Source organism: Pseudorhodoferax soli, from assembly GCF_003337555.1.
In the GTDB taxonomy this organism is placed as follows: domain Bacteria; phylum Pseudomonadota; class Gammaproteobacteria; order Burkholderiales; family Burkholderiaceae_C; genus Pseudorhodoferax; species Pseudorhodoferax soli.
Genome location: NZ_QPJK01000010.1, coordinates 20,317 through 44,271, shown reverse-complemented (window position 1 = coordinate 44,271; position 23,955 = coordinate 20,317). Strand labels below are relative to the sequence as shown.

Annotated in this window: 23 protein-coding genes; 19 read left to right on the top strand and 4 right to left on the bottom strand. The window is 71.3% G+C overall.

The annotated features are described in order from the left end of the window. Positions 1-50: 50 nt before the first annotated feature. From DES41_RS29475 to DES41_RS29400, 16 genes are all read left to right on the top strand, one after another. Positions 51-1,067 (top strand): aldo/keto reductase, encoded by a 1,017-nt coding sequence (locus DES41_RS29475; protein WP_114471202.1) that lies wholly within the window; start codon positions 51-53, stop codon positions 1,065-1,067. Further along, complete coding sequence (locus DES41_RS29470) at positions 1,064-1,882, top strand: amidohydrolase family protein (RefSeq protein WP_114471201.1); 819 nt, start codon at positions 1,064-1,066, stop codon at positions 1,880-1,882. The genes DES41_RS29475 and DES41_RS29470 overlap by 4 nt, the downstream gene beginning before the upstream one ends. 13 nt (positions 1,883-1,895) lie before the next feature. Further along, on the top strand, positions 1,896-2,216 hold the full coding sequence (locus DES41_RS29465; protein ID WP_056665011.1) for a heavy metal-binding domain-containing protein: 321 nt from the start codon (positions 1,896-1,898) through the stop codon (positions 2,214-2,216). 33 nt (positions 2,217-2,249) lie between these two features. Next, the gene (locus DES41_RS29460) at positions 2,250-3,164 is read left to right on the top strand and encodes a LysR family transcriptional regulator (protein WP_114471200.1); all 915 of its coding nucleotides are present in this window, start codon (positions 2,250-2,252) and stop codon (positions 3,162-3,164) included. 218 nt (positions 3,165-3,382) lie between these two features. Then, positions 3,383-3,793 (top strand): malonate transporter subunit MadL, encoded by a 411-nt coding sequence (gene madL, locus DES41_RS29455; protein ID WP_114471199.1) that lies wholly within the window; start codon positions 3,383-3,385, stop codon positions 3,791-3,793. Continuing rightward, the gene (madM, locus tag DES41_RS29450) at positions 3,790-4,563 is read left to right on the top strand and encodes a malonate transporter subunit MadM (RefSeq protein WP_114471198.1); all 774 of its coding nucleotides are present in this window, start codon (positions 3,790-3,792) and stop codon (positions 4,561-4,563) included. Before madL ends, madM begins: the two co-directional genes overlap by 4 nt. Positions 4,564-4,570: 7 nt before the next feature. After that, positions 4,571-6,253, top strand: coding sequence for a malonate decarboxylase subunit alpha (mdcA, locus tag DES41_RS29445; protein WP_114471197.1), 1,683 nt, complete (start codon positions 4,571-4,573; stop codon positions 6,251-6,253). A 13-nt stretch (positions 6,254-6,266) separates the two neighbouring features. Beyond that, positions 6,267-6,602 (top strand): malonate decarboxylase acyl carrier protein, encoded by a 336-nt coding sequence (gene mdcC, locus DES41_RS29440; protein ID WP_114471196.1) that lies wholly within the window; start codon positions 6,267-6,269, stop codon positions 6,600-6,602. Continuing rightward, the gene (locus DES41_RS29435) at positions 6,599-7,495 is read left to right on the top strand and encodes a biotin-independent malonate decarboxylase subunit beta (RefSeq protein WP_114471195.1); all 897 of its coding nucleotides are present in this window, start codon (positions 6,599-6,601) and stop codon (positions 7,493-7,495) included. The genes mdcC and DES41_RS29435 overlap by 4 nt, the downstream gene beginning before the upstream one ends. A 68-nt stretch (positions 7,496-7,563) precedes the next feature. Beyond that, a complete protein-coding gene (locus DES41_RS29430; protein ID WP_114471194.1) occupies positions 7,564-9,918 on the top strand; it encodes an alpha/beta hydrolase domain-containing protein in 2,355 nt (784 codons plus the stop codon). Between the two features lie 22 nt (positions 9,919-9,940). Continuing rightward, positions 9,941-10,933, top strand: coding sequence for a Bug family tripartite tricarboxylate transporter substrate binding protein (locus DES41_RS29425; protein ID WP_114471193.1), 993 nt, complete (start codon positions 9,941-9,943; stop codon positions 10,931-10,933). Positions 10,934-10,956: 23 nt separating this feature from the next. Further along, complete coding sequence (locus DES41_RS29420; RefSeq protein ID WP_114471192.1) at positions 10,957-11,664, top strand: biotin-independent malonate decarboxylase subunit gamma; 708 nt, start codon at positions 10,957-10,959, stop codon at positions 11,662-11,664. Continuing rightward, the gene (gene mdcG / locus DES41_RS29415; protein WP_114471191.1) at positions 11,661-12,320 is read left to right on the top strand and encodes a malonate decarboxylase holo-[acyl-carrier-protein] synthase; all 660 of its coding nucleotides are present in this window, start codon (positions 11,661-11,663) and stop codon (positions 12,318-12,320) included. Before DES41_RS29420 ends, mdcG begins: the two co-directional genes overlap by 4 nt. Then, complete coding sequence (locus DES41_RS29410) at positions 12,317-13,174, top strand: triphosphoribosyl-dephospho-CoA synthase (RefSeq protein ID WP_114471190.1); 858 nt, start codon at positions 12,317-12,319, stop codon at positions 13,172-13,174. The genes mdcG and DES41_RS29410 overlap by 4 nt, the downstream gene beginning before the upstream one ends. After that, a complete protein-coding gene (locus DES41_RS29405) occupies positions 13,175-14,074 on the top strand; it encodes an ACP S-malonyltransferase (RefSeq protein WP_114471189.1) in 900 nt (299 codons plus the stop codon). Positions 14,075-14,142: 68 nt separating this feature from the next. Next, complete coding sequence (locus tag DES41_RS29400; RefSeq protein ID WP_114471188.1) at positions 14,143-15,609, top strand: M20 family metallopeptidase; 1,467 nt, start codon at positions 14,143-14,145, stop codon at positions 15,607-15,609. Between the two features lie 93 nt (positions 15,610-15,702). Here DES41_RS29400 and DES41_RS29395 read toward each other — a convergent pair whose 3' ends face one another. From DES41_RS29395 to DES41_RS29380, 4 genes are all read right to left on the bottom strand, one after another. Further along, complete coding sequence (locus DES41_RS29395) at positions 15,703-16,200, bottom strand: YidB family protein (protein WP_114471187.1); 498 nt, start codon at positions 16,198-16,200, stop codon at positions 15,703-15,705. 65 nt (positions 16,201-16,265) lie between these two features. After that, positions 16,266-17,435, bottom strand: a complete 1,170-nt coding sequence (locus tag DES41_RS29390) for an MFS transporter (protein WP_114471186.1) — start codon at positions 17,433-17,435, stop codon at positions 16,266-16,268. Between the two features lie 11 nt (positions 17,436-17,446). Beyond that, on the bottom strand, positions 17,447-18,160 hold the full coding sequence (locus tag DES41_RS29385; protein ID WP_114471185.1) for a 16S rRNA (uracil(1498)-N(3))-methyltransferase: 714 nt from the start codon (positions 18,158-18,160) through the stop codon (positions 17,447-17,449). 10 nt (positions 18,161-18,170) lie between these two features. Further along, positions 18,171-19,292, bottom strand: a complete 1,122-nt coding sequence (locus tag DES41_RS29380) for an aminoglycoside phosphotransferase family protein (protein ID WP_114471184.1) — start codon at positions 19,290-19,292, stop codon at positions 18,171-18,173. 120 nt (positions 19,293-19,412) lie between these two features. On the opposite strand from DES41_RS29380, the gene DES41_RS29375 reads away from it, so the two are divergent. Genes DES41_RS29375 through rsmA form a run of 3 tightly spaced genes read left to right on the top strand, consistent with a single transcriptional unit; the run spans position 19,413 to position 23,907 of the window. Beyond that, positions 19,413-21,821, top strand: a complete 2,409-nt coding sequence (locus tag DES41_RS29375) for an LPS-assembly protein LptD (protein ID WP_114471183.1) — start codon at positions 19,413-19,415, stop codon at positions 21,819-21,821. After that, a complete protein-coding gene (locus DES41_RS29370; protein ID WP_114471182.1) occupies positions 21,821-23,152 on the top strand; it encodes a peptidylprolyl isomerase in 1,332 nt (443 codons plus the stop codon). The genes DES41_RS29375 and DES41_RS29370 overlap by 1 nt, the downstream gene beginning before the upstream one ends. Next, positions 23,149-23,907, top strand: coding sequence for a 16S rRNA (adenine(1518)-N(6)/adenine(1519)-N(6))-dimethyltransferase RsmA (gene rsmA / locus DES41_RS29365; protein ID WP_114471181.1), 759 nt, complete (start codon positions 23,149-23,151; stop codon positions 23,905-23,907). The genes DES41_RS29370 and rsmA overlap by 4 nt, the downstream gene beginning before the upstream one ends. The last annotated feature ends 48 nt before the right edge of the window (positions 23,908-23,955 follow it).

Genomic DNA, 23,955 nt, shown 5'->3' with positions numbered 1-23,955 from the left:
TGACATGTTAGTCATAGGGTCGGCGACATTTTTCTTGTGAGGGACTTTCGATGCCGACTGCGCACGCGACGCGCTTTCCGGGCTGTACCGACGGCCTGCGCCTGGGCCTGGGCGGCGCGCCGCTGGGCAATCTGTTCCGGGCCGTGCCCGATGCCGAAGCCCAGGCCGTGCTGGCCACCGCGCTGGCGGACGGCTGCCGCAGCTTCGACACCGCGCCGCACTATGGCAACGGGCTGTCCGAGCAGCGCTTCGGCCAGACGCTGCGTGGGCTGCCGCGCACGCGCTTCGTGCTGTCGAGCAAGGCCGGCCGCGTGCTGCGCCCCGATGCCCGGGCCGCACGCGCGCAGAACGGCTATGTGGACGTGCTGCCGTTCACGCAGCATTGGGATTACTCGGCCGCCGGCACGCGCCGCAGCGTGGAAGACAGCCTGCAGCGCCTGGGCATGGCCCGGCTCGACGTGGCCTATGTGCACGACTGCGACGCCGCCACGCATGGCGATGCCTACCCGCTGGTCCTGGCCCAGGTGCTGGGCGAGACCCTGCCCACGCTGCGCGCACTGCAGCGCGAAGGCCTGGTCGGCGCGGTCGGCCTGGGCGTCAACGACGTGCAGGTCTGCCTGGACGTGCTGGCCGGCGCCGACCTGGACTGCCTGTTGCTGGCGGGCCGCTACAGCCTGATCGACCACAGTGCGCTGCCCGCGCTGCTGCCGCAGTGCGTGGCGCGTGGCGTGCGCATCGCGCTCGGGGGCGTGTTCAATTCCGGCATCCTGGCCACGGGCGTGGGCGGCGGCACCGAGCCGCGCTTCGACTACGGGCGCGCGCCGCAGGCCTGGGTCGACCGCACGGCCGCCGTCGAGCGGGTCTGCGCCGCGCATGGCGTGCCGCTGCGCGCGGCGGCGCTGCAATTTCCGCTGGCCCACCCGGCGGTGGACATCGTGGTGGCCGGCGCGCAGGACGTGGCCCAGTGGCAGGACAGCGTGGCCATGCTCGCCCAGCCCATCCCGGCCGCGTTCTGGCAGGCGCTGCGCACCCAGGGCCTGTTGCCCGACACCGCCCCCACGCCATGATCGACGCCCACTTCCACATCTGGCAGCTGGACCGCGGCGACTACGGCTGGCTCACGCCCGCGCTCGGCCCCATCCACCGCGACGTGCGGATTGCCGACTGGCGTGCCGTGAGCGCACCCTGCGGCGTGCAGGGCGGCGTGCTCGTGCAGGCCGCGCCGACCGAGGCCGAGACCGCGTTCCTGTTGCAAGAGGCCGCCGGGTCGCCCGCGGTGCTGGGCGTCGTCGGCTGGGTCGACCTGCTGGCCCCGGACGCACCCGCGCGCATCGAGACGCTGGCGCGCCAGCCCAAGCTCAAGGGCCTGCGGCCCATGCTGCAGGACATCGCCGATCCGGACTGGATCCTCGACCGCGCGCTGCGGCCGGCGCTGGCCGCCATGGCGCGCTGCGGCCTGGTGTTCGACGCACTGGTGCAGCCCCGGCACCTGCCGCGCATCCTGCGCCTGGCCGAACGCCATCCGGACCTGCGCATCGTGATAGACCACGGCGCCAAGCCTGCCATCCCGGGCGACGCCGCAGGCTGGGCCGCGTGGACCGATGGCCTGCAGGCGCTCGCGGACGAGACGGCGGCCTTCTGCAAGCTCTCCGGCCTGTGGACCGAGGCCGCCACGGGCGCGCCGGTGGATGCGCTGGCGCGCCACGCGCACTGGCTGCTCGCGGCCTTTGGCCCGCAGCGCTGCCTGTGGGGCAGCGACTGGCCGGTGCTGGACCTGGCGGGCCGCTACGATGCGTGGCTGGCCGCGGCGCGGCAGTGGGTTGCGCCGCCAGACCAGGCCGCTGTGTTCGACACCACGGCGCGCCAGGCCTACGGCCTGTGAACCGGAGCACCGCATGCTGATCACCACCACCCCCTCCATCGAGGGCAAGCGCATCACCCGCTACTGCGGCGTGGTCGCGGGCGAGGCCATCCTCGGCGCCAATGTGTTCAAGGACATGTTCGCCGGCATCCGCGACCTGGTCGGCGGCCGCTCGGCCACCTACGAGCGCGAACTGCAGCGCGCGCGCGACATCGCGATGCGCGAGCTGCAGGAGCGGGCACAGGAGGCAGGTGCCAACGCCGTCGTCGGCGTGGACCTGGACTACGAGGTGCTGGGCCGCGACAACGGCATGCTGATGGTCTCGGCCAGCGGCACGGCGGTGGTGGTGGAATAGCGCCGCGGCCATCGCCGGCCTCGCCACCCACCCATGTCCGCCCCCGCCGCCGACGACGACATCACGCTGCGCCAGCTGCAGGTGCTGCTGGCCTTCATGGAGACCGGCAACCTCGCGCGCGCAGCCGAGCGCCTGCAGACCAGCGTGGTCAGCGTGCACCGCGCGCTGCACGCGCTGGAGGAGGCGATGCGCTGCGTGCTGTTCCGCCAGGAAGGGCGCAACCTGGTGCCCACGCCGGCGGCGCAGCGCCTGGCCGAGACGGCACGCGAGATGCGCCGCCTGCTCGGCGACGGCGTGCGCGCCACGCGCGAGATCGCCGGCTACGCGGCCGACCGTGTCCGGATCGGCTCGATGTACTCGCTGACCAGCCGCGCCGTGCCGGCGCTGGTGCTGGGCATGAAGCAGCGCCGCCCCACCGTGCAGACCGAGCTGCTGCTGGGTTCCAACGCCGACCTGCTGGCCAAGCTGCGCGACGGCGCGATCGACGCCGCACTGATGGCCGTGCCGGTGGCCGCCACCGACATCGAGTACGAACCGATGTTCGAGGACGAGGCCTTCTTCGCAGCGCCCGCGCAGTCGGCCTACGCAGCGATGCCCGAGGTGGACCTGAGCGCGTGCGTCGACGAGCGATTCGTCAGCCTGACCGAAGGCTTCGCCACCTACGACAGCTTTGTCGAGGCGTTTCGCATCGCCGGCTTTGCGCCGCAGATCGCCATGCACACCGGGGACATCTTCTCGCTCATGAACCTGGTGGACGGCAGCGTCGGCTGCACGCTGCTGCCCGGCCGCATGCGCACCGTGTTGCCGCCCAACGTGCGGCTGGTGCCATTGCTTGCACGCTACCGCGTGCGCCAGACCATCGCGCTGAGTTTCCTGCGCTCGCGCGAGCGCGACCCCAACCTGCTGGCGCTGTTGGCGGTGTGCCGCGCCTCACGCGGTCGGTTCTGAGAGGCCGCAGCAGCGGCCACACGGCCGGCGGCCCCGGCACTGCGGGTTATCCCTCGATCATTTCGTCCCGTGCAAATGTTCATGCGGCGTGTTAATTGATCAGGCCGGGCCTGCCCGATAAGGTTCGTCTCCAGGGAAGGCACCGGCTCCGCAACCTGTCGCAGCCGGTCATCGTTCCCTACCAAAAAGCCGCATCGCGGCGGGCAGGAGACATCGCAATGATCATTTACGGGGTAGGGCTCCTCGCCATCTGCACACTCTTCGGTGCGCTGGTCGGCGATGTGCTGGGGCTGGCCATCGGCGTGAAGGCCAATGTGGGCGGCGTCGGCTTTGCGATGCTGCTGTTGCTGTTGCTGACGGAGAAGCTCAAGCGCAGCGGGCGCTTCGTGCCGCAGTCCGAGCAGGGCATCGTGTTCTGGACCGCGATGTACATCCCGGTGGTGGTGGCCATGGCGGCCCAGCAGAACGTGCTCGGCGCCGTCAAGGGAGGGCCGATGGCCATTCTCGCGGGGGTCTTGGCCACCGTCGTGTGCTTCGCCCTGATCCCGGTGATCGACCGGATCGGGCTGGCGCGGCGAACGCTGGCACGCGCGGCGCTGGACCACCCGACTGGCGACGGTGCAGCATGAGCCCGGTCCTCGACCTGCTGCTCAATCTGCTCGTCAAGAACGGGCTGCTCACGGCGTTCGCGCTGGTCGGTGCCACCATGTGGCTGTCCTACCAGTTGTCGGCGAAGCTGACGCGCGGACGGCTGCACGGCTCGGCGCTGGCCATCATGCTGGGCCTCCTCGCCGCTTATGTGGCGGGCGTTTCCACCGGTGGCAAGAACGGTGTCGTCGATGTCAAGCTGCTCGGCGGTGTCGGCCTGCTGGGCGGGGCCATGCTGCGCGACTTCGCCATCGTGTCCACCGCCTACGGCGCCACGCTGTCCGACATGCGCAAGTGCGGCGTCAGCGGCGTCGTCTCGCTGCTGCTCGGGGTGGTGTTGTCCTTTGTCGTTGGCGCCGGCGTTGCGCTGGCCTTCGGCTACACCGATGCGGTCAGTGTGGCCACCATCGGCGCTGGTGCGGTCACCTACATCGTGGGGCCTGTGACCGGCGCCGCCATCGGCGCCAGCTCCGAACTGATCGCGCTGAGCATCGCCGCGGGCCTGGTCAAGTCGGTGCTGGTGATGGTGGGCGCACCCTTGTTCGCCCGCAGCATCGGCCTGGACAACCCGCGCACGGCCATGGTGTTCGGCGGAATGATGGGGACGACCAGCGGCGTCTGCGGCGCGCTGGCCGCGATCGACCCCAGGCTGGTGCCCTATGGCGCGATGACCTCGACCTTCTACACCGGACTGGGTTGCCTGATGGGCCCCTCGGTCCTGTTCTTCGCCACCAAGGCCCTGCTGGGATGAACCGACCATGGACCGCATGAACTGGAACACCAAGACCACCCGGCGCCAGGCGCGGCTGGCGCGCGCCGCGCAGGCGCTCGGCCCGCAGTTGGCCGGCAAGCACGTCGCGGCCGGCGCCATCGGCGCGCTGCTGGAGGCCGTGCTCGAACCCTTCGACCGCGTCTGCCTGGAAGGCAACAACCAGAAGCAGGCCGACTTCCTGGCCAAGGCGCTGGTGCAGGTGGACCCGGCGCGCGTGCACGGCCTGCACATGGTGCAGTCGGTGCTGGCGCTGCCCGAGCACCTGGACCTTTTCGAGAACGGCATCGCCGCGAAGCTGGACTTCAGCTTCTCCGGTCCGCAGGGCGCGCGGCTGGCCAAGCTGGTCTCGGCGGGCGGCATCGAGATCGGCGCCATCCACACCTACCTGGAACTGTTCGCGCGCTACTTCATCGACCTCACGCCGCAGGTGGCGCTGGTGGCGGCGCATGCGGCCGATGCCGAGGGCAACCTCTACACCGGCCCGAACACCGAGGACACGCCGGCCATCGTCGAGGCCACGGCGTTCTCGGGCGGCATCGTCATCGCGCAGGTCAACGAGCTGGTGGACGGCGCGACGACGAAGCTGCCGCGCATCGACATCCCGGCCGACTGGGTCAGCTTCGTGGTGAAGGCGCCCACGCCCAACTTCATCGAGCCGCTGTTCACGCGCGACCCGGCGCAGATCAGCGAGATCCAGGTGTTGATGGCCATGATGGCCATCAAGGGCATCTACGGTGCCTATGGCGTGCAGCGGCTGAACCACGGCATCGGCTTCGACACCGCCGCCATCGAGCTGCTGCTGCCCACCTACGGCGAGCAGCTGGGCCTGAAGGGCAAGATCGCCAGGCACTGGGCGCTGAACCCGCACCCGGCGTTGATCCCGGCCATCGAGGCGGGCTGGGTCGAATCGGTGCATTCCTTCGGCTCCGAGCTGGGCATGGAGGACTACATCCGCGCGCGCTCCGACGTGTTCTTCACCGGGCCCGACGGCAGCCTGCGCAGCAACCGCGCGTTCTGCCAGGCGGCCGGCCATTACGCCTGCGACCTGTTCATCGGCTCCACGCTGCAGATGGACCTGGACGGCAACAGCTCCACCGCCACGCTGGGCCGCATCGCCGGCTTCGGCGGCGCGCCCAACATGGGCGCTGACGCACGCGGCCGGCGCCATGCCAGCCCGGCCTGGCTGAAGGCCGGGGCCGAGGCGCGCGCGGGCCGGCGCGGCGCGGCCGGCACGCCGCGCGGGCAAAAGCTCGTGGTGCAGATGGTGGAGACCTTCCGCGAGCACATGCAGCCGGCCTTCGTCGAGCGGCTCGACGCCTGGACGCTGCAGGAGCAGGCCGGCATGGCGCTGCCGCCGATCATGGTCTACGGCGACGACGTGACCCACGTGCTGACCGAAGAAGGCATCGCCAACCTGCTGCTGTGCAGGAGCGATGAAGAGCGCGAGCAGGCGATCCGCGGCGTGGCGGGCTACACGGCCGTGGGCCTGGCACGCGACAAGCGCATGGTGGAGAACCTGCGCGACCGCAAGATCATTCAGCGGCCGGTGGACCTGGGCATCGACCCGCGCGATGCCACGCGCAACCTGCTGGCCGCACGCAGCATGCGCGACCTGGTGCGCGCGTCGGGCGGGCTGTACCAACCGCCCAAGCGATTCCGCAATTGGTAAGGAAAGGCATCCCATGAGCGACATCCCCGCAGGGCTCGAAACCCTGGACTTTTCCTACGCTGGCGGCCGTGCTGCTGGCAGGTTCGCGCCCGTGCTGGTCGGCGTGGTCGGCTCCGGCAACCTCGAAGTGATGCTGGAGGCCACCCCCAACGACGACTGCAGCGTGCGCGTGGAAACCTCGGCGCGCGGCTTCGCACCGATCTGGCAGGCCGTGATGGACGACTTCCACGCCCGCCATGGCCTGGCCGGCCTGCGCGTGTCCGTCAACGACATGGGCGCCACGCCCGCCGTGGTCAGCCTGCGGCTGGACCAGGCCGTGGCCGAACTGCCCAAGGGGGTGCGGCCATGATCAGCTACGCCGAATGCTCGGCGCGTGAGCGCCTGGCGCTGCTGCTGGACGCCGGCAGCTTCCACGAATGGCTGCCGCCGGCCGAGCGGCTGACCAGCCCGCACCTGGCGCAGCTGGGCGTGCCCTCGGCCTTCGACGACGGCGTGGCCATCGGCCGCGCGCTGCTGGACGGGCAGGCCGTGTTCGTCGCCGCGCAGGAAGGTGCGTTCATGGGTGGCGGTGTCGGCGAGGTGCACGGTGCCAAGCTCGTGGGCCTGCTCCAGCGCGCGCTGCGCGACCGACCGGCCGCGGTGCTGTTGCTGGCCGAATCGGGTGGTGTGCGGCTGCACGAGGCCAACGCCGGCCTGATCGCGGTGTCCGAAGTCATGCGCGCCGTGCTCGACGTGCGCGCGGCCGGCATCCCGGTGGTGGTCTTGATCGGCGGCGCCAACGGCTGCTTCGGCGGCATGGGCATCGTGGCGCGCTGCGCCGACCACATCGTCATGAGCGACGTGGGCCGGCTGGCCATGTCCGGCCCGGAGGTCATCGAGGCCTCGCACGGCGTGGACGAGTACGACGCGCGCGACCGCGCGCTGGTCTGGCGCACCAGCGGCGGCAAGCACCGCTGGCTGACCGGCGACTGCGATGCGCTGGTGGAGGACGACGTGCAGGCCTTCCGCGCGGCCGCCATCGCGGCGCTGCGCCAGTCCCGGCCTGTGAGCCTGCAGGCGCTGGAGGCCGAGCATGCACTGCTGGCAGCCCGCCTGGCCGCGGTGCCCGAGGCTGGCTGGAACGACGGCGTGCACGACGATGCCGTGCGCCTGTGGCAGCGGCTGGGCGTTGCCGATGCGGCGCAGGTGCCCGCGCTCGACGTTGCGGCCCTGCAGGCACTGGTTCCCGCACGCGGCGCCTGAAGGCGCCGCCGACGCACGACAAGTCGCAAAGACGACGAATCCGGTTCAACAACGAAGGAGACAACGACATGACACACATCCCTGGTGCCCTGGCCAGCCACGCCACGCGTGGCAGTGCGGCCATTGCGGCGGTGCTGCTGGCTTCCTGCGGCGGCGGCGACGGCGGTGCGCCGCAGCTGCCGGCCGCGCGCAGCGCGCTGGTGCCACCCGAGTACACGCGCCCCTGCCCGATCAAGCGCTCGGCCATCGAGCGCCTCGACGTCAAGGGCACGGGCCTGGCGTTCGAAGGCGCCAGCTTTGGCAGCGTGGGCACCTACACCTACACGCTGGCCGCGGCCACGGCCACGGTGTCGCCCAAGGACGATTGCGCCGCCACCATCGTCGACCTCAAGAACACCGTGCCCGACGCCGACGGCTTCGTGCGCTACCGGTTCGACGTGGTGCTGCTGGCACCGACGGATGCGGCGCGCGGCAACGGCACGCTGTTCTACGAAGTCTCCAACCGCACCCGGTCGCTGCTGGTGCCTGCGCTCAACGAGGGCTCCAGCAACGACCTGTTCGGCAACGTGCAGCCGCAGGTGTCTGCCACCGGCTCCGGCGACGTGGCCGGCGTGGGCGCTGGCAACGGCTTCCTGCTGAACCAGGGCGCCAGCATCGTCTGGGCCGGCTGGCAGGGCGACCAGCCGCAGACGCTGACCGGCGCCACGGCCGCGATCACGGGCACGCAGCGCTGGTACGCGCCGGGCATGACGCTGCCCATCGCCGTGGACGTGGCCAACGGCAACGCGCCCATCACCGGCGGCGTGCAGGACGAGTTCATCGCCGACAACGCCACGTCCAACCTGCTCGGCACCTACTACAAGATGGCGCCTGGCGCGCTGGCATCGGCCACGCTGACGGTGCGCAGGACGCCCACCTCGGCACCCATCACGGTGGCCTCGTCCGCATGGGCCTACACCGCCGGCAGCGGCACGGCACCGGCGGGCTCCACCGGCGCGACCGGCTACGGCTTCGTCACCATCGACCGCGCCGCCGTGCGCGCGGACGCGGCCTACGCCGCCGCGCTCGACGCCGGGCTGGACAACGGATCGATCTACCAGTTCAACTACACCGCGGTGGAGCCCAAGGTCATGGGACTGGGCTTCCTGGCCACGCGCGACCTCGTCAGCTTCCTGCGGCACGGCACAACCGACGCGGCGGGCAACCGCAACCCGCTGGCGGGCCGCGTGCAGACCACCTTGTTCGGTGGCATCTCGCAGTCGGGCCGCTATGTGCGCGACTACCTGTGGCAGGGGTTCAACGCCGACGCGCAACAGCGCCGGGTGTTCGACGGCATGCTGCCGCTGGTGGGTGGCTCGCGCAAGACCTACACCAACTACCGCTGGTCCAAGCCCGGCGACTACGCGCGCCAGCACGAGACCCACTACACGCCCGGCGACCAGTTCCCGTTCGGCTACGCCACCCTGACCGACCCCGTCAGCGGCCGCACCGATGGCCTGCTCAAGAAGTGCAGCGAAGACGGCACCTGCCCCAAGGTGATCCAGTACGACAGCCCGATCGAGTTCGGTGGCGCGCGCGCATCCCTGGTGGCCACCGACGGCCAGGGCAACGACGTGGCCGTGCCCGACAACGTGCGCCTGTTCTATGCCACCGGCACCCAGCACAGCCCCTCGCAGCTGGCCGCCAATGCGCGGACCCAGCCCGACATGACGGTCACGCGCAGCGTGGCCGCCACCTCGCCCACCTACGCGGCCACCGTCAACAACGCCAGCACGGCACTGGTGCGCGCGCTGTACCTGAACCTGGAGGGCTGGGTGAAGGGCACGGCGCAGCCGCTGGCCAGCGCCTGGCCGTCGGCCCGGGCAGGCACGCTGGCGGTGCCGACCGGCGCGGCCGCCAGCCTGGGCGGGCCCGACCTGTCGGGCGTGGCCTTCACGGGCGTGGCCGGCACGCCGGGCCTGGCCTTCAACGGCGTGTACAACACGCTGAGCCTGAACGACGAGAGCGTGATCCCCTCGGCCGTCTCCAGCAAGTTCTACGTGGTGCAGCTGCCCACGGTGGATGCGCAGGGCAACGACGTGGCGGGTGTGAAGATGCCCGATTCGTCCGTGCCATTGGCCACGTTCACGGGCTACAGCCTGCGCAAGAGTGGCTTCGTCGCGGGCGACCAGTACGGGCTGAACGGCTCGCAGCTGGCCTTCGCCGTGACCGATGCGCTGCGCCAGGGCGGCGACCCGCGCCGCAGTGTGCAGGCCCTGTACGGCAGCAAGGCGGGCTACGTGGCCGCGGTCGGCCAGTCGGTGGACGACCTGGTGGCGCGCGGCCTGATGCTGAACGGCCTGTACGGCGCCGACGATGCCACGGCCTACCGCAACCGTGCGCAGTCGCAGATCGCCCAGCCCGGCTTTGCCGCGCTGCCCTGAACCACAACGGAGACACACCACCATGCACCACGCCACCTCGTTCCCCCGCCGCACCTTGCTGCGCGCCGGCGCCGCCGGCATGGCCCTGACGGCACTGGGCGTGCGCGCCCAGTCCGGCTGGCCCACCAAGCCCGTCAACCTGGTCGTGCCGTTCCCGGCCGGCGGCGGCACGGATGCGTTCGCGCGCCCGCTGTCGGCCCAGTTCGCCAAGCAGACCGGCAAGCAGCTCATCGTGGACAACCGCGGCGGCGCCGGCGGCACGCTGGGTGCGACCATCGCTGCGCGCGCCCAGCCCGACGGCTACACGTTGTTCATGGGTGCCATCCACCACGCCATCGCGCCCTCGGTCTATCCCAAGCTGGACTACGACCTGCAGCGCGACTTCGTGCCGCTGGCGCTGCTGGCCGAGGTGCCGCAGGTGCTGGTGGTCAACCCCAAGCGCGTGACGGCGACAGACTTCAAGACCTTCCTGGCGGAACTCAAGAAAAGCCCCGGCAAGCTCAACTACGCCTCGGCCGGTGGCGGCACCTCGCACCACCTGGCGGGCGAGCTGTTCAAGCTGCAGACGGGCACCTTCATCACCCACATCCCCTACCGCGGCGCGGGGCCGGCGCTGCAGGACCTGATCTCGGGCAACGTCGACATGATGTTCGACGGACTGGGCTCCTCGGCCGCGCACATCAAGGGCGGCCGCATCAAGGCCTTGATGGTGGCGGGTGCCCAGCGCAACCCCTCGCTGCCCGATGTGCCCTGCGCGGCCGAGCTGGGCCTGCCCGACTACAAGGTCACGACCTGGTATGGGCTGTGGGCGCCCAAGGGCACGCCGGCCGAGGCACAGGCGCGCGTGGTCGAGGAGGTCCGCAAGGCCGGCGCCGCCGAAGAGATCCGCGCCGTGTGGGCCAGCAACGGCGCGCAGTTCGGCGCGCTGACGCCGGCGCAGTTCGGCGACTACGTGCAGGCCGAGATCACGCGCTGGGCCGGCGTCGTCAAGGCCGCCAACATCAAGCTCGATTGACACCTTTTTCCGGGAACCCCGCCATGCCGCTCGACTGGAACCTTCTTGCCACCCAACTGTTCGGCCCCGACCACGGCATCCAAGCCGAGGGCGACTTCCTGCACGGCACGGCGCAGCTCGACGGCGCGGCGATCGCGGTGGTCGGCACCACCGGCCACGCGCCCATCGGCGTGGCGCTCGCGCTGGCCCAGGCCCGCGTGGTGCTGGATACCATCGCCCAGCACCCGGGCCGGCCCATCGTGCTGCTGATCGACACCCAGGGCCAGCAGCTGCGCCGGCGCGACGAGCTGCTGGGCATCAACCGCGCGATGGCCCACCTGGGCATGGCCATCGACCTGGCGCGGCGCAGCGGCCACCGCGTGCTGGGCCTGGTGTACGACCAGGCGCTGTCGGGCGGCTTCATCACCTCGGGGTTGATCGCCGATGCCTGCTATGCGCTGCCCGATGCCGAGATCCGCGTCATGCGCATCCCGGCCATGGCGCGCGTGACCAAGCTGCCCGAGTCCATGCTGACCGAGCTGTCCAAGGCCAACCCCGTGTTCGCGCCCGGCGTGGACAACTACGTGGCCATGGGCGGCGTGCGTGCGCTGTGGCAGGGCGACCTGCAGGCCGCGTTGCGCGAGGCGCTCGTGCAGACGCCGGTGGAGGACGTGCGTGCGCAGGACGGCGCCGCGCGCGGCGGCCGCAAGCTCGCGGCCGCCGTGGCGCAAAGGGTGCTGGAAGCGGCATGACGGCCCTGCACCGCCACCAGCTCGTGCGCCTGACCGACGCCGGTTGGCTGCGCGTGCTGGCCGGTGCATGGGATGCCCAGGCGCGGGCCTGCCTCGCGCATTGGGCGCAGCACGGCTTGCCGCTGGTCGTCACGCGGCAGCGCCCGCAGGCCGAGGGCGCGGTTTGCCTGGGCCTGCCGGCGCCGGGCCGTTGGGCGCGCCGGCGCATCGCGCTGGCCGTGCCGCAGCCCGACATCGCACAGCGCACAGCCTTTCCGCCCGCCAGCGCATTGGCTCCGCTGCTGAGCGCCGCCCAGCGCCGGCCCTGGCGCGCGCTGTGCGGCGGCCTGTCTGCCTGCGGTGTGGCGGCGCGCGTCTACGGCAGCCACGGCTGGCAGCTGCTGACCGGGCTGGACCACCTGCGCCCGGGCTCCGACATCGACCTGTGCATTGCCGTCGACGGCCCCGCGCAGGCCGATGCCGTGGCCGTGCTGCTGCAGTCCTGGTCGGACGGGCTGCGGCTGGACGGCGAACTGCTGTTCGCGGGCGACCGCGCCGTGGCCTGGCGCGAATGGCTGGCCTGGCGCGCCGGCCGCACGGCCCAGGTGCTGGTCAAGCGGCTGGACGGCGTGGCCCTGGCCGATGCGCCGTTCTGGCAGGCCGAGGAGGCCGCATGACGGTGCCCGCACACCGGCGCGCCGCGCAGGCCGGTGCCACGCCGCAGGCCATCGGCCGCGCGGCCACGCTCGCGCTGTACGACGAGCTCGCCCTGAGTCCCAAACCCGGTCTCGTGACCCTGGTGGACAACGGCAGCCACGCCGACATGGACGCCGGCACCTTCGTGCGCAGCCTGTTCGCGCTGCGCGGCTACTTTCCCCGCATCGCCGCGCTGGGCCAGGCCGGGGCCGGCTTTGCGGCGCTGGAGCGGTGCGGCATCGCGGCCGAGGCGCGCATGCTGGCCGCCACGGGCGGCATCAACACCCACCGCGGCGCGGTGTTCCAGCTCGGCCTGCTGTGCGCCGCGGCCGGCGCGGTGGCGCAGTCAGGCGCGCCGCTGCGGCCCGCCGCCGTGCGCGCGGCGCTGCTTGCGCACTGGGGCGCGGCCCTGGCCTTGCGCGCCCAGCGTGCGCCCATGCTGCCCGGCGGCCGGGTGGCGCGGCGCCTGGGCCTGCGCGGCGCCGCGCACGAGGCGGCAGCGGGCTTTCCGGTGCTCTTCTCCACGGCGCTGCCGGCGCTCGCGGCGGCGCAGGCGCGCGGCCTGGCGCCGCCGCTGGCCCGGCTCGATGCGCTGTTCCATGTGATCGCCGTGCTCGACGACAGCAACCTTGCCCTGCGCGGCGGCCTGGCCGGCTTGCGCCACGCCCAGGCCGCGGCGCGCAACTTCCTCGCTGCAGGCGGTGCGGCGCAGCCCGATGCACTGGCGCAGGCCGCCGCCATCGGCCGCGACTTCGTGGCCCGCCGCCTGTCGCCGGGTGGCGCAGCCGACACGCTGGCCGCCGCCTGCTGGCTGCAACGCCTGGACGCGCTCTGAATGGCGTGGGCCCTCGTGTTCTCGGGCCAGGGCGGCCAGCATCCCGGCATGCTGCCCTGGCTGGCCGAAGACGCCCTCACGCGCAGCGTCGGTGCGCGGCTGGGTGTGGCCGATTGGCGCGCCAGCCTCGCCGATGCAGATTGGGGCGCGCGCAACGCCCACGCCCAGTGCCTCCTGACCGGGCTGGCGCTGGCGGCCTGGGCGCAGCTCGCGCCGCTGGTGCCGCCGCCTGCGGCCATCGCGGGCTACAGCGTGGGCGAGCTGGCGGCCTTCAGCGCGGCGGGCGTGTTCGATGCCGCCACGGCGCTGGACCTGGCCCAGGCGCGTGCCGTCGCCATGGACCGCTGCGCCGCCCAGGCGCCGGGCGGCCTGCTCGGCCTGAGCCAGTGCACGCCCGCCGTGCTGGAGCGGCTGCTGGCCGACGGGAGCCTGGCTATCGCCATCCGCAACGGCATCGACAGCGTGGTGCTGGGCGGCCCGCCCGCCGCGCTGGCGCGGGCCGAGGCGGCGGCCCGGGCCGCTGGCGCGCACGCCACGCCCTTGCGCGTCGCCGTGGCTTCGCACACGCCCGCCATGCAGCCTGCGGCCGCGGCCTTTGCCGAGCGCCTGGCCGGCCTGCCGCTGGCGCGCCCGCACACGCCGCTGTTCAGCAATGCGGCCGACCGCGTCGCCAGCGCCGCGCAGGCCGGCCAGGCGCTGGCTGCGCAGATCGCCACCACCGTGCGCTGGGACGAATGCATGGACAACCTGCACGCGCGTGGGGTCGACCGCGTGCTGGAGATCGGTGCCGGCCAGGCGCTGGCACGGCTGTGGAACCAGCGCCACCCCGGTGTGCCGGCACGCGCGGCCGACGAATTCCGCAGTGCCCAGGCCATCGCCGCATGGCTGGCGCGGACGTAGCAAGCCACCCCTGACGCCGCGCCTGCCTTGTGGTGCAATGCCCTCTTTGCGCCCTTGGAGTGCCCGCCATGAACGCCCGTGTCCCCGCCAACGTGCTCGATGCCAACGCCGCGCTGACCCATGCCACGCGCGCCTGGGACGATGACATCGTCCGCCAGCTGACCGACTACATCGCGATCCCGGCCAAGTCGCCGTCGTTCGACCCCGACTGGGCGGCGCACGGTCACCTGGAGACGGTGATGCGCAATGCCGCAGCCTGGGTCGAGGCGCAGAAGGTGCCCGGGCTGAAACTGGAGATCGTGCGCCTGGCAGGCCGCACGCCGGTGCTGTTCTTCGAGATCCCGGCCAGCGGAACGACCGCGACGCAGACGGTGCTCATGTACGGCCACCTGGACAAGCAGCCCGAGTTCAACGGCTGGCGCTCGGGCCTCGGCCCCTGGACGCCCAAGTACGAGGACGGCAAGCTCTACGGCCGCGGTGGCGCAGACGACGGCTACGCGGTCTACGCCAGCATCGCGGCCGTGCAGGCGCTCAAGGCGCAGAACGCGCCGCACCCGCGCATCGTCGGCGTCATCGAGACCTGCGAGGAAAGCGGCTCATACGACCTCCTGCCCTATGTGGACGCGCTGCGCCCGCGCCTGGGCGATGTGGCGCTCGTGGTGTGCCTGGATTCGGGCGCCGGCAACTACGACCAGCTGTGGCTCACGACCAGCCTGCGGGGCATGGCCAGCGGCGTGCTGAAGGTCGAGATCCTGACCGAGGGCGTGCACTCGGGCGACGCCTCGGGCCTGGTGCCCTCGAGCTTTCGCATCATGCGCCAGGTGCTGGACCGCCTGGAAGACAGCGCCACCGGCCGCCTGCTGCCCGCCAGCTTCCACTGCGAGGTGCCGGCCGAGCGCCTGGCCCAGGCGAAGGCCACGGCCGCCATCCTGGGCGACGAGATCTACAAGCGCTTCCCCTGGGCACACTACGACTGCGGCGGTGCCGTGCAGACCGCGCTGCCCACCACCACCGACCCGGTGCAGGCGCTGCTCAACCGCACTTGGCTGCCCACGCTGTCGGTGACGGGCGCCGAAGGCTTTCCCGAGCTGCGCAACGCCGGCAACGTGCTGCGGCCCTACACCGCGTTCAAGCTCTCGCTGCGGCTGCCGCCGCTGGTCGAGGCCGGGCAGGCCGTGCAGGAACTCAAGGCCCTGCTGGAAGACAACGCGCCCTACCAGGCCCGCGTGACGTTCCAGGGCGAGGGTGGCGCCACGGGTTGGAACGCCCCGGCCACGGCGCCCTGGTTCGAGAACGCGCTCCATGCGGCCTCGCAGGCGCACTTCGGCGCGCCCTGCGGCTACATCGGCCAGGGCGGCACGATCCCGCTCATGAACATGCTGTCTCAGGGGTTTCCGCAGGCGCAGATGATGGTCTGCGGTGTGCTGGGTCCCAAGAGCAACGCCCACGGGCCCAACGAATTCCTGCATGTGCCGTACGCCAAGCGGCTGACCGCCGCCGTGGCGCAGGTGATCGCGGCCTTCCCGGCCGCTTAGGGTTTTTGCATCGCACGGCCGCCCCCGGAATGAACAACGCCCCCTCGGAAGGGGGCGTCAGATCTCGCGCAGGGGGGACGCGTGGGGCTCTCTTCAGCGGCGCTGGTTGAAGGCTTCGAGCATGCCGAACAGGCCTTCGTTGCCGCCGCCCTCGCCGGGCTGCGGCAGCTGGCCCTGCGGCGTCATCTGGTCCACGAGGCCGGGCAGGATCTGGGACAGCTGGCTCGCCAGGTCGCCGCCGCCCATGCCCAGCTGCGCGCCGAGTTCAGACAACCGGTCCTGGCCGAACACCTGGCCCAACTGGTCGGGCGAGACGGCGCGGTTCTGGCCGGTGCCGATCCATGAGCCGAGCACATCGCCCAGGCCGGCCTGGTTGAACTGCTCGACCATGCCGCCCAGCGGGCCGCCCTGCGCCTGGGCCGAGCGGCCCTGGCCGCCCATGACCAGGCCCATGATGACCTGCAGCAGCTGGGGATTGCTGGCGAGCGCGCCGAGCAGGCCGCCCAGGCCACCTTCGGCATTGGCGCCGGGCTGTTGAGAAGACTGGCTGCCGTTCAGGACGGAACCGAGTACGGAATCGAGAAGGCCCATGGTTGCCTCGCAGGTAGTGGTCAAGGGGTGGGCATTGTGCGGCGCTGCCGTGTATACATGTGCAACTATTTCACGGCCACCCTGCGTTGACGCGCGGCCAGCCAGAGCAGGCCTGCCGCGGTGAGCGCCACCGGCACCAGCGAGCCGTAGTTGAGCAGCGTCCAGCCGCTGGTGGTGACCAGCAGGCCCGAGGCGAACGAGGTCAGCGCCAAGGTGGCGAACATGCAGAAGTTCAGCACCGCCTGCGCCTTGTCCTTCTCCTCGGGGGTGTAGGCCCGCAGCGACAGCGTGGTGGCGCCCGTGAACAGGAAGTTCCAGCCCACGCCGAGCACGAACAACGCCACCAGGAAGTGGTGCAGTTCCACCCCCGACAGCGCCACGGCGATGCAGGCCAGGTTCAGGGCCAGGCCCACGGTCATCACGGGCAGGGCGCCGAAGCGCTTGATCAGGTGGCCCGTGAAGAAGCCCGGCGCGAACATGCCGATCACGTGCCACTCCAGCACCAGCGCCGCCGCGGAGAACGGCAGTCCGCACTGCTGCATGGCGATCGGCGTGGCCGCCATCAGCAGGTTCATCACGCCGAAGCCCAGCGAGCCGGCCAGCGCCGCGACGATGAAAACGGGCTGGCGCACGATCACGCCCAGTGGCCGGCCGCCGTCGCCCTGCCGTGCCGGCGGGGCAGGCGGAAACCGGATGAAGGCCAGCAGCGTGGCCGACAGCAGGGCCGCCACGGCCAGCGCCACATAGGCGCCGGCGAAGGGCACGGCGAACCATTCGCGTGTGGCATTGGCGAGGTTGGGGCCGATGATGCCGCCCAACAGGCCGCCTGCCATGACCAGCGACACGGCCTTCTCGCGTTGTGGCGCGGCGGCCAGTTCGGCCGCGGCGAAGCGGTACAGGCTGGCGTTGGCGTTGTAGTAGCCGGCCACGACGGTGGCGCCGCACAGCAGCCAGAAGTCGCGCGCCAGCACGGCGTACAGGCACAGCAGCGCCGAACCGCAGGCCACCGCCAAACCGAGCAGGAAGGAGCGCTTGCGGCCCCAGCGCCGCTGTGTGCGCGCCACCAGCCCGGTGCTCAGGGCACCGCCCACCACGTAGCCCATCACCGGCAGCGTCGCCATCCAGCCCAGCGGTGCCAGCGACCAGCCGACCAGGCCGTTGATGGCGATGAAGGTCACGTTGTTCACCAGGAACAGGGCCTGGCACAGCGCGAGCAGCCAGAGGTTGCGGTTCATGGCCGGTGCCGTCAGTCCTGCAGCGCAGCGAGGGCGGCCAGGGGTGCGGTTTCGGCGCGCAGCACGCGCGGGCCCAGCGTCAGCGGGGCGAAGCCGGCGGCGATGGCCAGCTCTTCCTCTTCGGCCGTGAGCCCGCCTTCCGGGCCGTTGAGCAGGGTGACGGCTCCGGCCGGTGCCAGCTGGCGCAGCGTGCGCGCGCCTTCGCGCAGCGACAGCAGCAACCGCAGGCCCGCACCGGCCGCTGGCGGACGGCCCAGCCAGGACACCAGGTCGGCCACAGGATGCACGAGCGGCACGCGGTTGCGCCCGCACTGCTCACAGGCGGCCACCGCCACGGCCTGCCAGTGGGCCGCCTTCTTGGCAGCCCGCTCGCCTTGCAGGCGCAGCACGCTGCGGGCCGACACCAGGGGCTGCACGCTGGCGGCGCCGAGTTCGGCGGCCTTCTCGACCAGCCAGTCCATGCGGTCGTTGGCCGGCATCACGACGGCCAGGTGCACGGCCTGTGCCGTCTCGCGCTCGATGGCGCGGTGCGCCCCCACGCTGACCTGCACGTCGCTGCGGCCCATCTGCGTGACGGTGGCCTCGAACTCGCCGCCTTCGCCGTTGAACAGCGTCAGCGCGTCGCCGGGCTGCAGGCGCAGCACCTGCACGTGGCGTGCGGCGCCAGCGGGCAGGGCCAGCGCCAGGCCGGTGGCCAGCGCACAAGCACAGTGGATGCGCGGCATCGGTGGCTGTCTACATCCGCCCGTAGGCGAAGCCCGTGACGGGCGCAGTGCCTTCGATCTGGTCGATGAGGCGCAGCAGCGGCGTGAGCTCGCGGTAGCGACTGGCCGTCGCGCGGATGTAGGCCATGAAGCGCGGCGTGTCCGCCAGGTACTGCGGCTTGCCGTCGCGTAGCGTGAGCCGCGCGAAGATGCCGGCCACCTTGAGGTGGCGCTGCAGGCCCATCCATTCCACGGCGCGGTAGAAGGCGCCGAAGTCGTCGCCCCAGCCGGAGGCACTGCCTTCGCCCAGCAGGCCGGCCTTCTTCGCTTCCTGCCAGTAGCGCACGGTGACGTCGAGCACGAAATCCTCGTCCCAGCTCAGGAAGGCATCGCGCATCAGGCAGGCGATGTCGTAGGTGATGGGGCCGTACAGCGCATCCTGGAAGTCCAGCACCCCCAGGCGCGTGGCATCGCCGGGCAGCAGCATCAGGTTGCGCGGCATGAAGTCGCGGTGCACGTAGACACTGGGGGCGGCCAGGTTCTCGGCCACGATCGCGTCGAAGGCCTGGTCCAGCGTGGCGCGCTGGGCGGTGTCCAGCACCACGCCGCGGTGCCGGGCCAGGTACCAGTCGGGGAACAGCGCGAGTTCGCGGCGCAGCACGGCTTCGTCGTAGGCCGGCAGCACGCCGGGGCCCGAGGCCAACTGCCAGGCGATCAATGCGTCGACGGCCTGGCGGTAGCGGCCCGCGTTGGCGGCGGCGTTGTCGCGGTCCATGCCCTGCATCATGGTCTGGGTGCCCAGGTCGGACAGCAACAGGAAGCCAGCGACCTGGTCCCATTCCAGCACCTCGGGCACCGTGAGGCCAGCCTCGCGCATCAGCGCGGCAATGCGCACGAAGGGCTCGCTGTTCTCCTTGTCGGGTGGCGCATCCATGACGATGCGGCTGGCGCCGCCGGCGGTCGCGATGCGCAGATAGCGGCGAAAGCTCGCGTCGGCCGAGGCCGGTTGCAGCGTGGCGGGGACGAGGTCGTGGCGGGGCGCGATGGCGGCAAGCCAGCCGTGGAACGCAGCTTCGCGCTGCGGGTCGGACCAGGGCACGGCTGGCGGCGTCTGCGGGCCGGGCACGCCGGTTGGTTCGGTCTTCTGGCTCATGGATAATCGATTCTACAAACCGGCTCGCCGGCAAGCCCCGGGGCTGGTGGCGGCTTCAGGCCCGCCCCTTCGTCCAACGCTAGACTGCCCCGGATGCCCGGACCGTCCCAGATCTCTTCGATGCCACCCGTCCCTTCCATCCTGCCCGCGCGTTCTCCTGTCGGCGGTTTCGCCCTGTGCCATGCGGCAGGTGCGGTCGCGGCGCTGGTGCTGCTGCTGGCTGCCGACGGCGCACGTGCCCAGGGGGCGGCGGACACCGCGCCCCTGCAGCTCAAGCCGAGCGAGCGGCTGGCCGAGCAGGTGCCGGCCGATGTGCGCGAGCAGCTGCCGACCTTCTTCTTCGGCCAGCGCACCTCGGGCCGGCCGAACCTGGAGACCGTGATCGAAGGCGACGCCATGATGCGGCGCGGCGACACCATGATCCAGGCCGACCGGCTCGAATACGACCAGGCCTCGGACCAGGCCAAGGCGCAGGGCCAGGTGCGCATCAACCGGGCTGGCGATGTCTACGAAGGCCCGGCGCTGGAACTCAAGGTCGACGCCTTCGAGGGCTTCTTCCAGAGCCCGCGCTACCAGCTGCTGCGTGCCGGCGCCCATGGGCAGGCCAGCCGCGCCGATTTTCTGGACGACAAGCGCTCGGTGCTGCACGACGCCACCTACACCACCTGCAAGCGCCAGCCGGGCCCCAGCTGGCTGCCCGATTGGGTGCTGACGGCCACCACCATGAACCTGGACACCGAGCAGGATGTGGGCGAGGCCAAGGGCGGCGTGCTGCGCTTCATGGATGTGCCGGTGCTGGCGTTGCCGACCTTCACCTTCCCGCTGAGCGACGCGCGCAAGTCGGGCTTCCTGCCGCCCACGGTGGCACTGGACAACCTGAACGGCGTCGAGCTGCTGGTGCCCTACTACTGGAACATCGCGCCCAACCGCGATGCCACGTTCTACCCCTCGGTCATGAGCAAGCGCGGCGTGATGATGGGCGGCGAATTCCGCTACATGGAGCCCACCTACGCCGGGCAGCTGCGGCTGGACTACATGCCCACCGACAAGCTGCGCGACCGCGAGCGCTGGTCTTACGAGGCCAAGCATTCCGGCGTGATCCAGACCGGCGTGAAGGGCATCGGCAACCTGGCTTTCTCGCTGGATGCCAACCGCGTCAGCGACAACGACTACTGGCGCGATTTCCCGAGCACCACGACCTCTCTGACCGAGCGCCTGCGCACCACCGACGCCAACCTGCGCTGGTCGCAGGGCGACTTCTCCGCCGGGCTGCGCGCGCTCAAGTACCAGACGCTGCAGGACGTCAGTGCGCCCATCGTGCCGCCCTACGACCGCCTGCCGCAGATCACCGGCCGCTACGGCCGCTACGACGTCGGCGGTTTCGACTTCTCGGTCGATGCCGACTACACCCAGTTCTCGGCCGACCGCAGCTACACCCTGCAGCCCAACGCCAAGCGCAGCTTCGTGCTTGGCCAGATCAGCCGGCCCTGGGTGCGGCCGGGCTGGTTCTTCACGCCCAAGCTGCAGCTGCACGCCGCCAAGTACGAGTTCGATGCGCCGCTGGCCAGCGGCGCCACGAGCGCCACCCGCACCGTGCCGACCTTCAGCATCGACAGCGGCCTGGTGTTCGAGCGCGACGCGAATTTCTTCGGCAAGGCCTGGCGCCAGACCCTGGAGCCGCGGGCGTTCTACGTGAACACGCCGTACCGCGAGCAGAACAGCCTGCCGATCTACGACACCAGCGCCACCGACTTCAACTTCGCCACGATCTACAGCGAAAACACCTTCACCGGCAACGACCGCATCTCCGACAGCAACGTGCTCACGCTGGGCGTGGACACCCGCTTGCTGCAGCCTGACACGGGCGCCCAGGTGGCGCGCTTCGGCGTGGCGCAGCGGCTGCGGTTCAAGGACCAGCGCGTGTTCCTGCCGGGCGGCGCCGTTGTCGACGACCGTGTGAGCGACTTCCTGGCCGGGGCTTCGGTGAACTGGGATCCGCTGTGGTCGACCGACGCCACGGTGCAATACAACCCCGACACGCGGCGCTCGGAGCGCTTCACGGTCTCCGGGAAGTACAGCCCCGGCAACTACCGCGTGGTGAGCACCGCCTACCGCATGCAGCGCGCCACCAGCGGCCTGCCGGAGAGCGAGCAGGTAGACGTCGGCTGGCAATGGCCGCTCAACGACCTCTGGGGCGACCGCGGCCAGGACCTGGGGCCGGGCCGTGGCCTGGGTTCGGGCCGCTGGTACAGCGTGGGCCGGCTGGCCTACAGCCTGCAGGACCGCCAGTTCGTGGACTCCATCATGGGCCTGGAGTACGACGGCGACTGCTGGATCGGCCGCATCGTGGTCGAGCGCATCCAGCGCTCCAACGCCGCGGCCAACAACAAGATCATGTTCCAGATCGAGTTCGTCGGTCTGGCGCGCCTGGGCTCCAGCCCGCTCAAGACCTTGCGCGACAACATTCCCCGCTACCAGTTCCTGCGCGAGCAGGTGACCACATCGAGCCGGTTCGGCTCCTACGAGTGATGCAACAGTCCAAGCGCCGTACGGCGCCCGCTTCCTTCCTGACCGCCTTGGCCTTGGCTGCGGCCTGCTGGACCGCCGTGCCGGCCCTGGCGCAGGGCGGGGCGCGCGCGTCCGACTTCATCGTGGCGGTGGTCAATTCCGAGCCCATCACCAATCTGGAAGTGCAGCGCCGCACCGTCCGCGTGGCGCAGCAGCTGCGCCAGCAGGGGGGCCGCATGCCGACCCAGGCCGAACTCTCGCGGCAGGTGCTGGAAAGCCTGGTGATCGAGCGCGCCCAGCTGCAGCAGGCGCGCGAGATGGGCCTGAAGGTCGACGAAGCCGCCATCAACCTGGCCGAGCAGAACGTCGCGCGGCAGAACCAGATCGACGTGGCCGAGCTGCGCCGCCGCATCGCGCTGGACGGCATGACCAGCACGCAGTTCCGCAACGACCTGCGCGACCAGATCCTGATGTCGCGCCTGCGCGACCGCGAGCTCGATTCGCGCGTGCGCGTGAGCGATGCCGAGGTCGAGCAGTACCTGCGCGAGCAGACCGACGTTGCGCCCGCCGCGCCCACCGAGATCAACCTGGCCCAGGTGCTGGTGGCCGTGCCCGAGAACGCCACGCCGCAGCAGGTCGCCGAACGTCTGGCGCGTGCGCAGGATGTGGAAAAGCGCGCCCGCGCGGGCGAGGACTTCGCCGCCCTCGCGCGCAGCTTCTCCGATGGAACGGACGCCGCGGCCGGCGGCGAGATGGGCCTGCGCAGCCCCGACCGGTATCCCGAGTTGTTCCTGCAGGCCACGGCGCAGCTGGCCGCCGGTGGCATCACGGCGCCGGTGCGTTCCGGCGCCGGCTTCCACATCCTCAAGGTGATCGACAAGCGCCAGGGCGGCGTGCTGCAAAGCATCACGCAGCAGCACGCCCGCCACATCCTGCTGCGCCTGGATGCCCAGCAGACCGAGGCCAATGCGCGCGAGCGCCTGGCCACCATGCGCCGACGCATCGAAGCCGGCCAGGCCGACTTCGCCGCGCTGGCCCAGGCCAGCTCGCAGGACGGCAGCGCCGCACAGGGCGGCGACCTCGGCTGGTCCAACCCGGGCCAGTTCGTGCCCGAGTTCGAGGAAGTGCTCGATGCGCTGCGCCCGGGCGAAATCTCCGAGCCCATCGTCTCGCGCTTTGGCGTGCACCTGATCCAGCTGCTGGAGCGGCGCCAGTACCAGCTCAACCCGCGCGAGCAGCGCGAGGTGGCCCGCAACATGGTGCGTGAGCGCAAGATGGACGAGGCCTACCGCAGCTGGCTGCAGGAGTTGCGCGGCCGCGCCTACGTCGAGCTGCGCCAGGCGCCCCAGTGAAACACATCGCGCGCAAGCGCTTCGGCCAGCATTTCCTGTCGGATGCCGGCGTCATCGACGCTATCGTGCGGGCCATCGCGCCGCAGCCGGGCGATCCCATGGTCGAGATCGGCCCCGGCCTGGCGGCGCTGACACAGCCGCTGGTCGAGCGGCTGGGCCGGCTCACCGTCATCGAACTCGACCGCGACCTGGCCGAGCGGCTGCGCCGCCATCCGCAGCTCGTGGTGGTCGAGTCGGATGTGCTGCGGGTCGATTTCGCGGCACTGGCGGCGGCCGCGGGGCGCAAGCTGCGCGTGGTCGGCAACCTGCCGTACAACATCTCCACGCCCATCCTGTTCCACCTGCTGGACCACGTGGACCAGGTGCAGGACCAGCACTTCATGCTGCAGAAGGAAGTCATCGACCGGATGGTGGCTGCGCCCTCGACGGCTGCCTACGGCCGGCTCAGCGTCATGCTGCAGTGGCGCTATGCGATGGAGGACGTGCTGTTCGTGCCGCCCGAGAGCTTCGACCCCCCGCCCAAGGTGGACAGCGCCGTGGTGCGCATGGAGCCGTTGGCGCAGCCGCCGCAGCTGGATGTGCATCTGCTCAGCGAACTCGTGCAGGTGGCGTTCAGCCAGCGCCGCAAGCTGCTGCGCCACAGCCTGGGCCGCTGGCTCGAGGCGCGCCAGTTTGCCGGCAGCTTCGACCTGCAGCGCCGGGCCGAGGAAGTGCCGGTGGCCGAGTACGTCGCGCTGGCCCAGGCGGCACCATGAAAAACGCCCGTCGGTGACGGGCGTCTTGCGAAACCGGTGGTGGCCGCC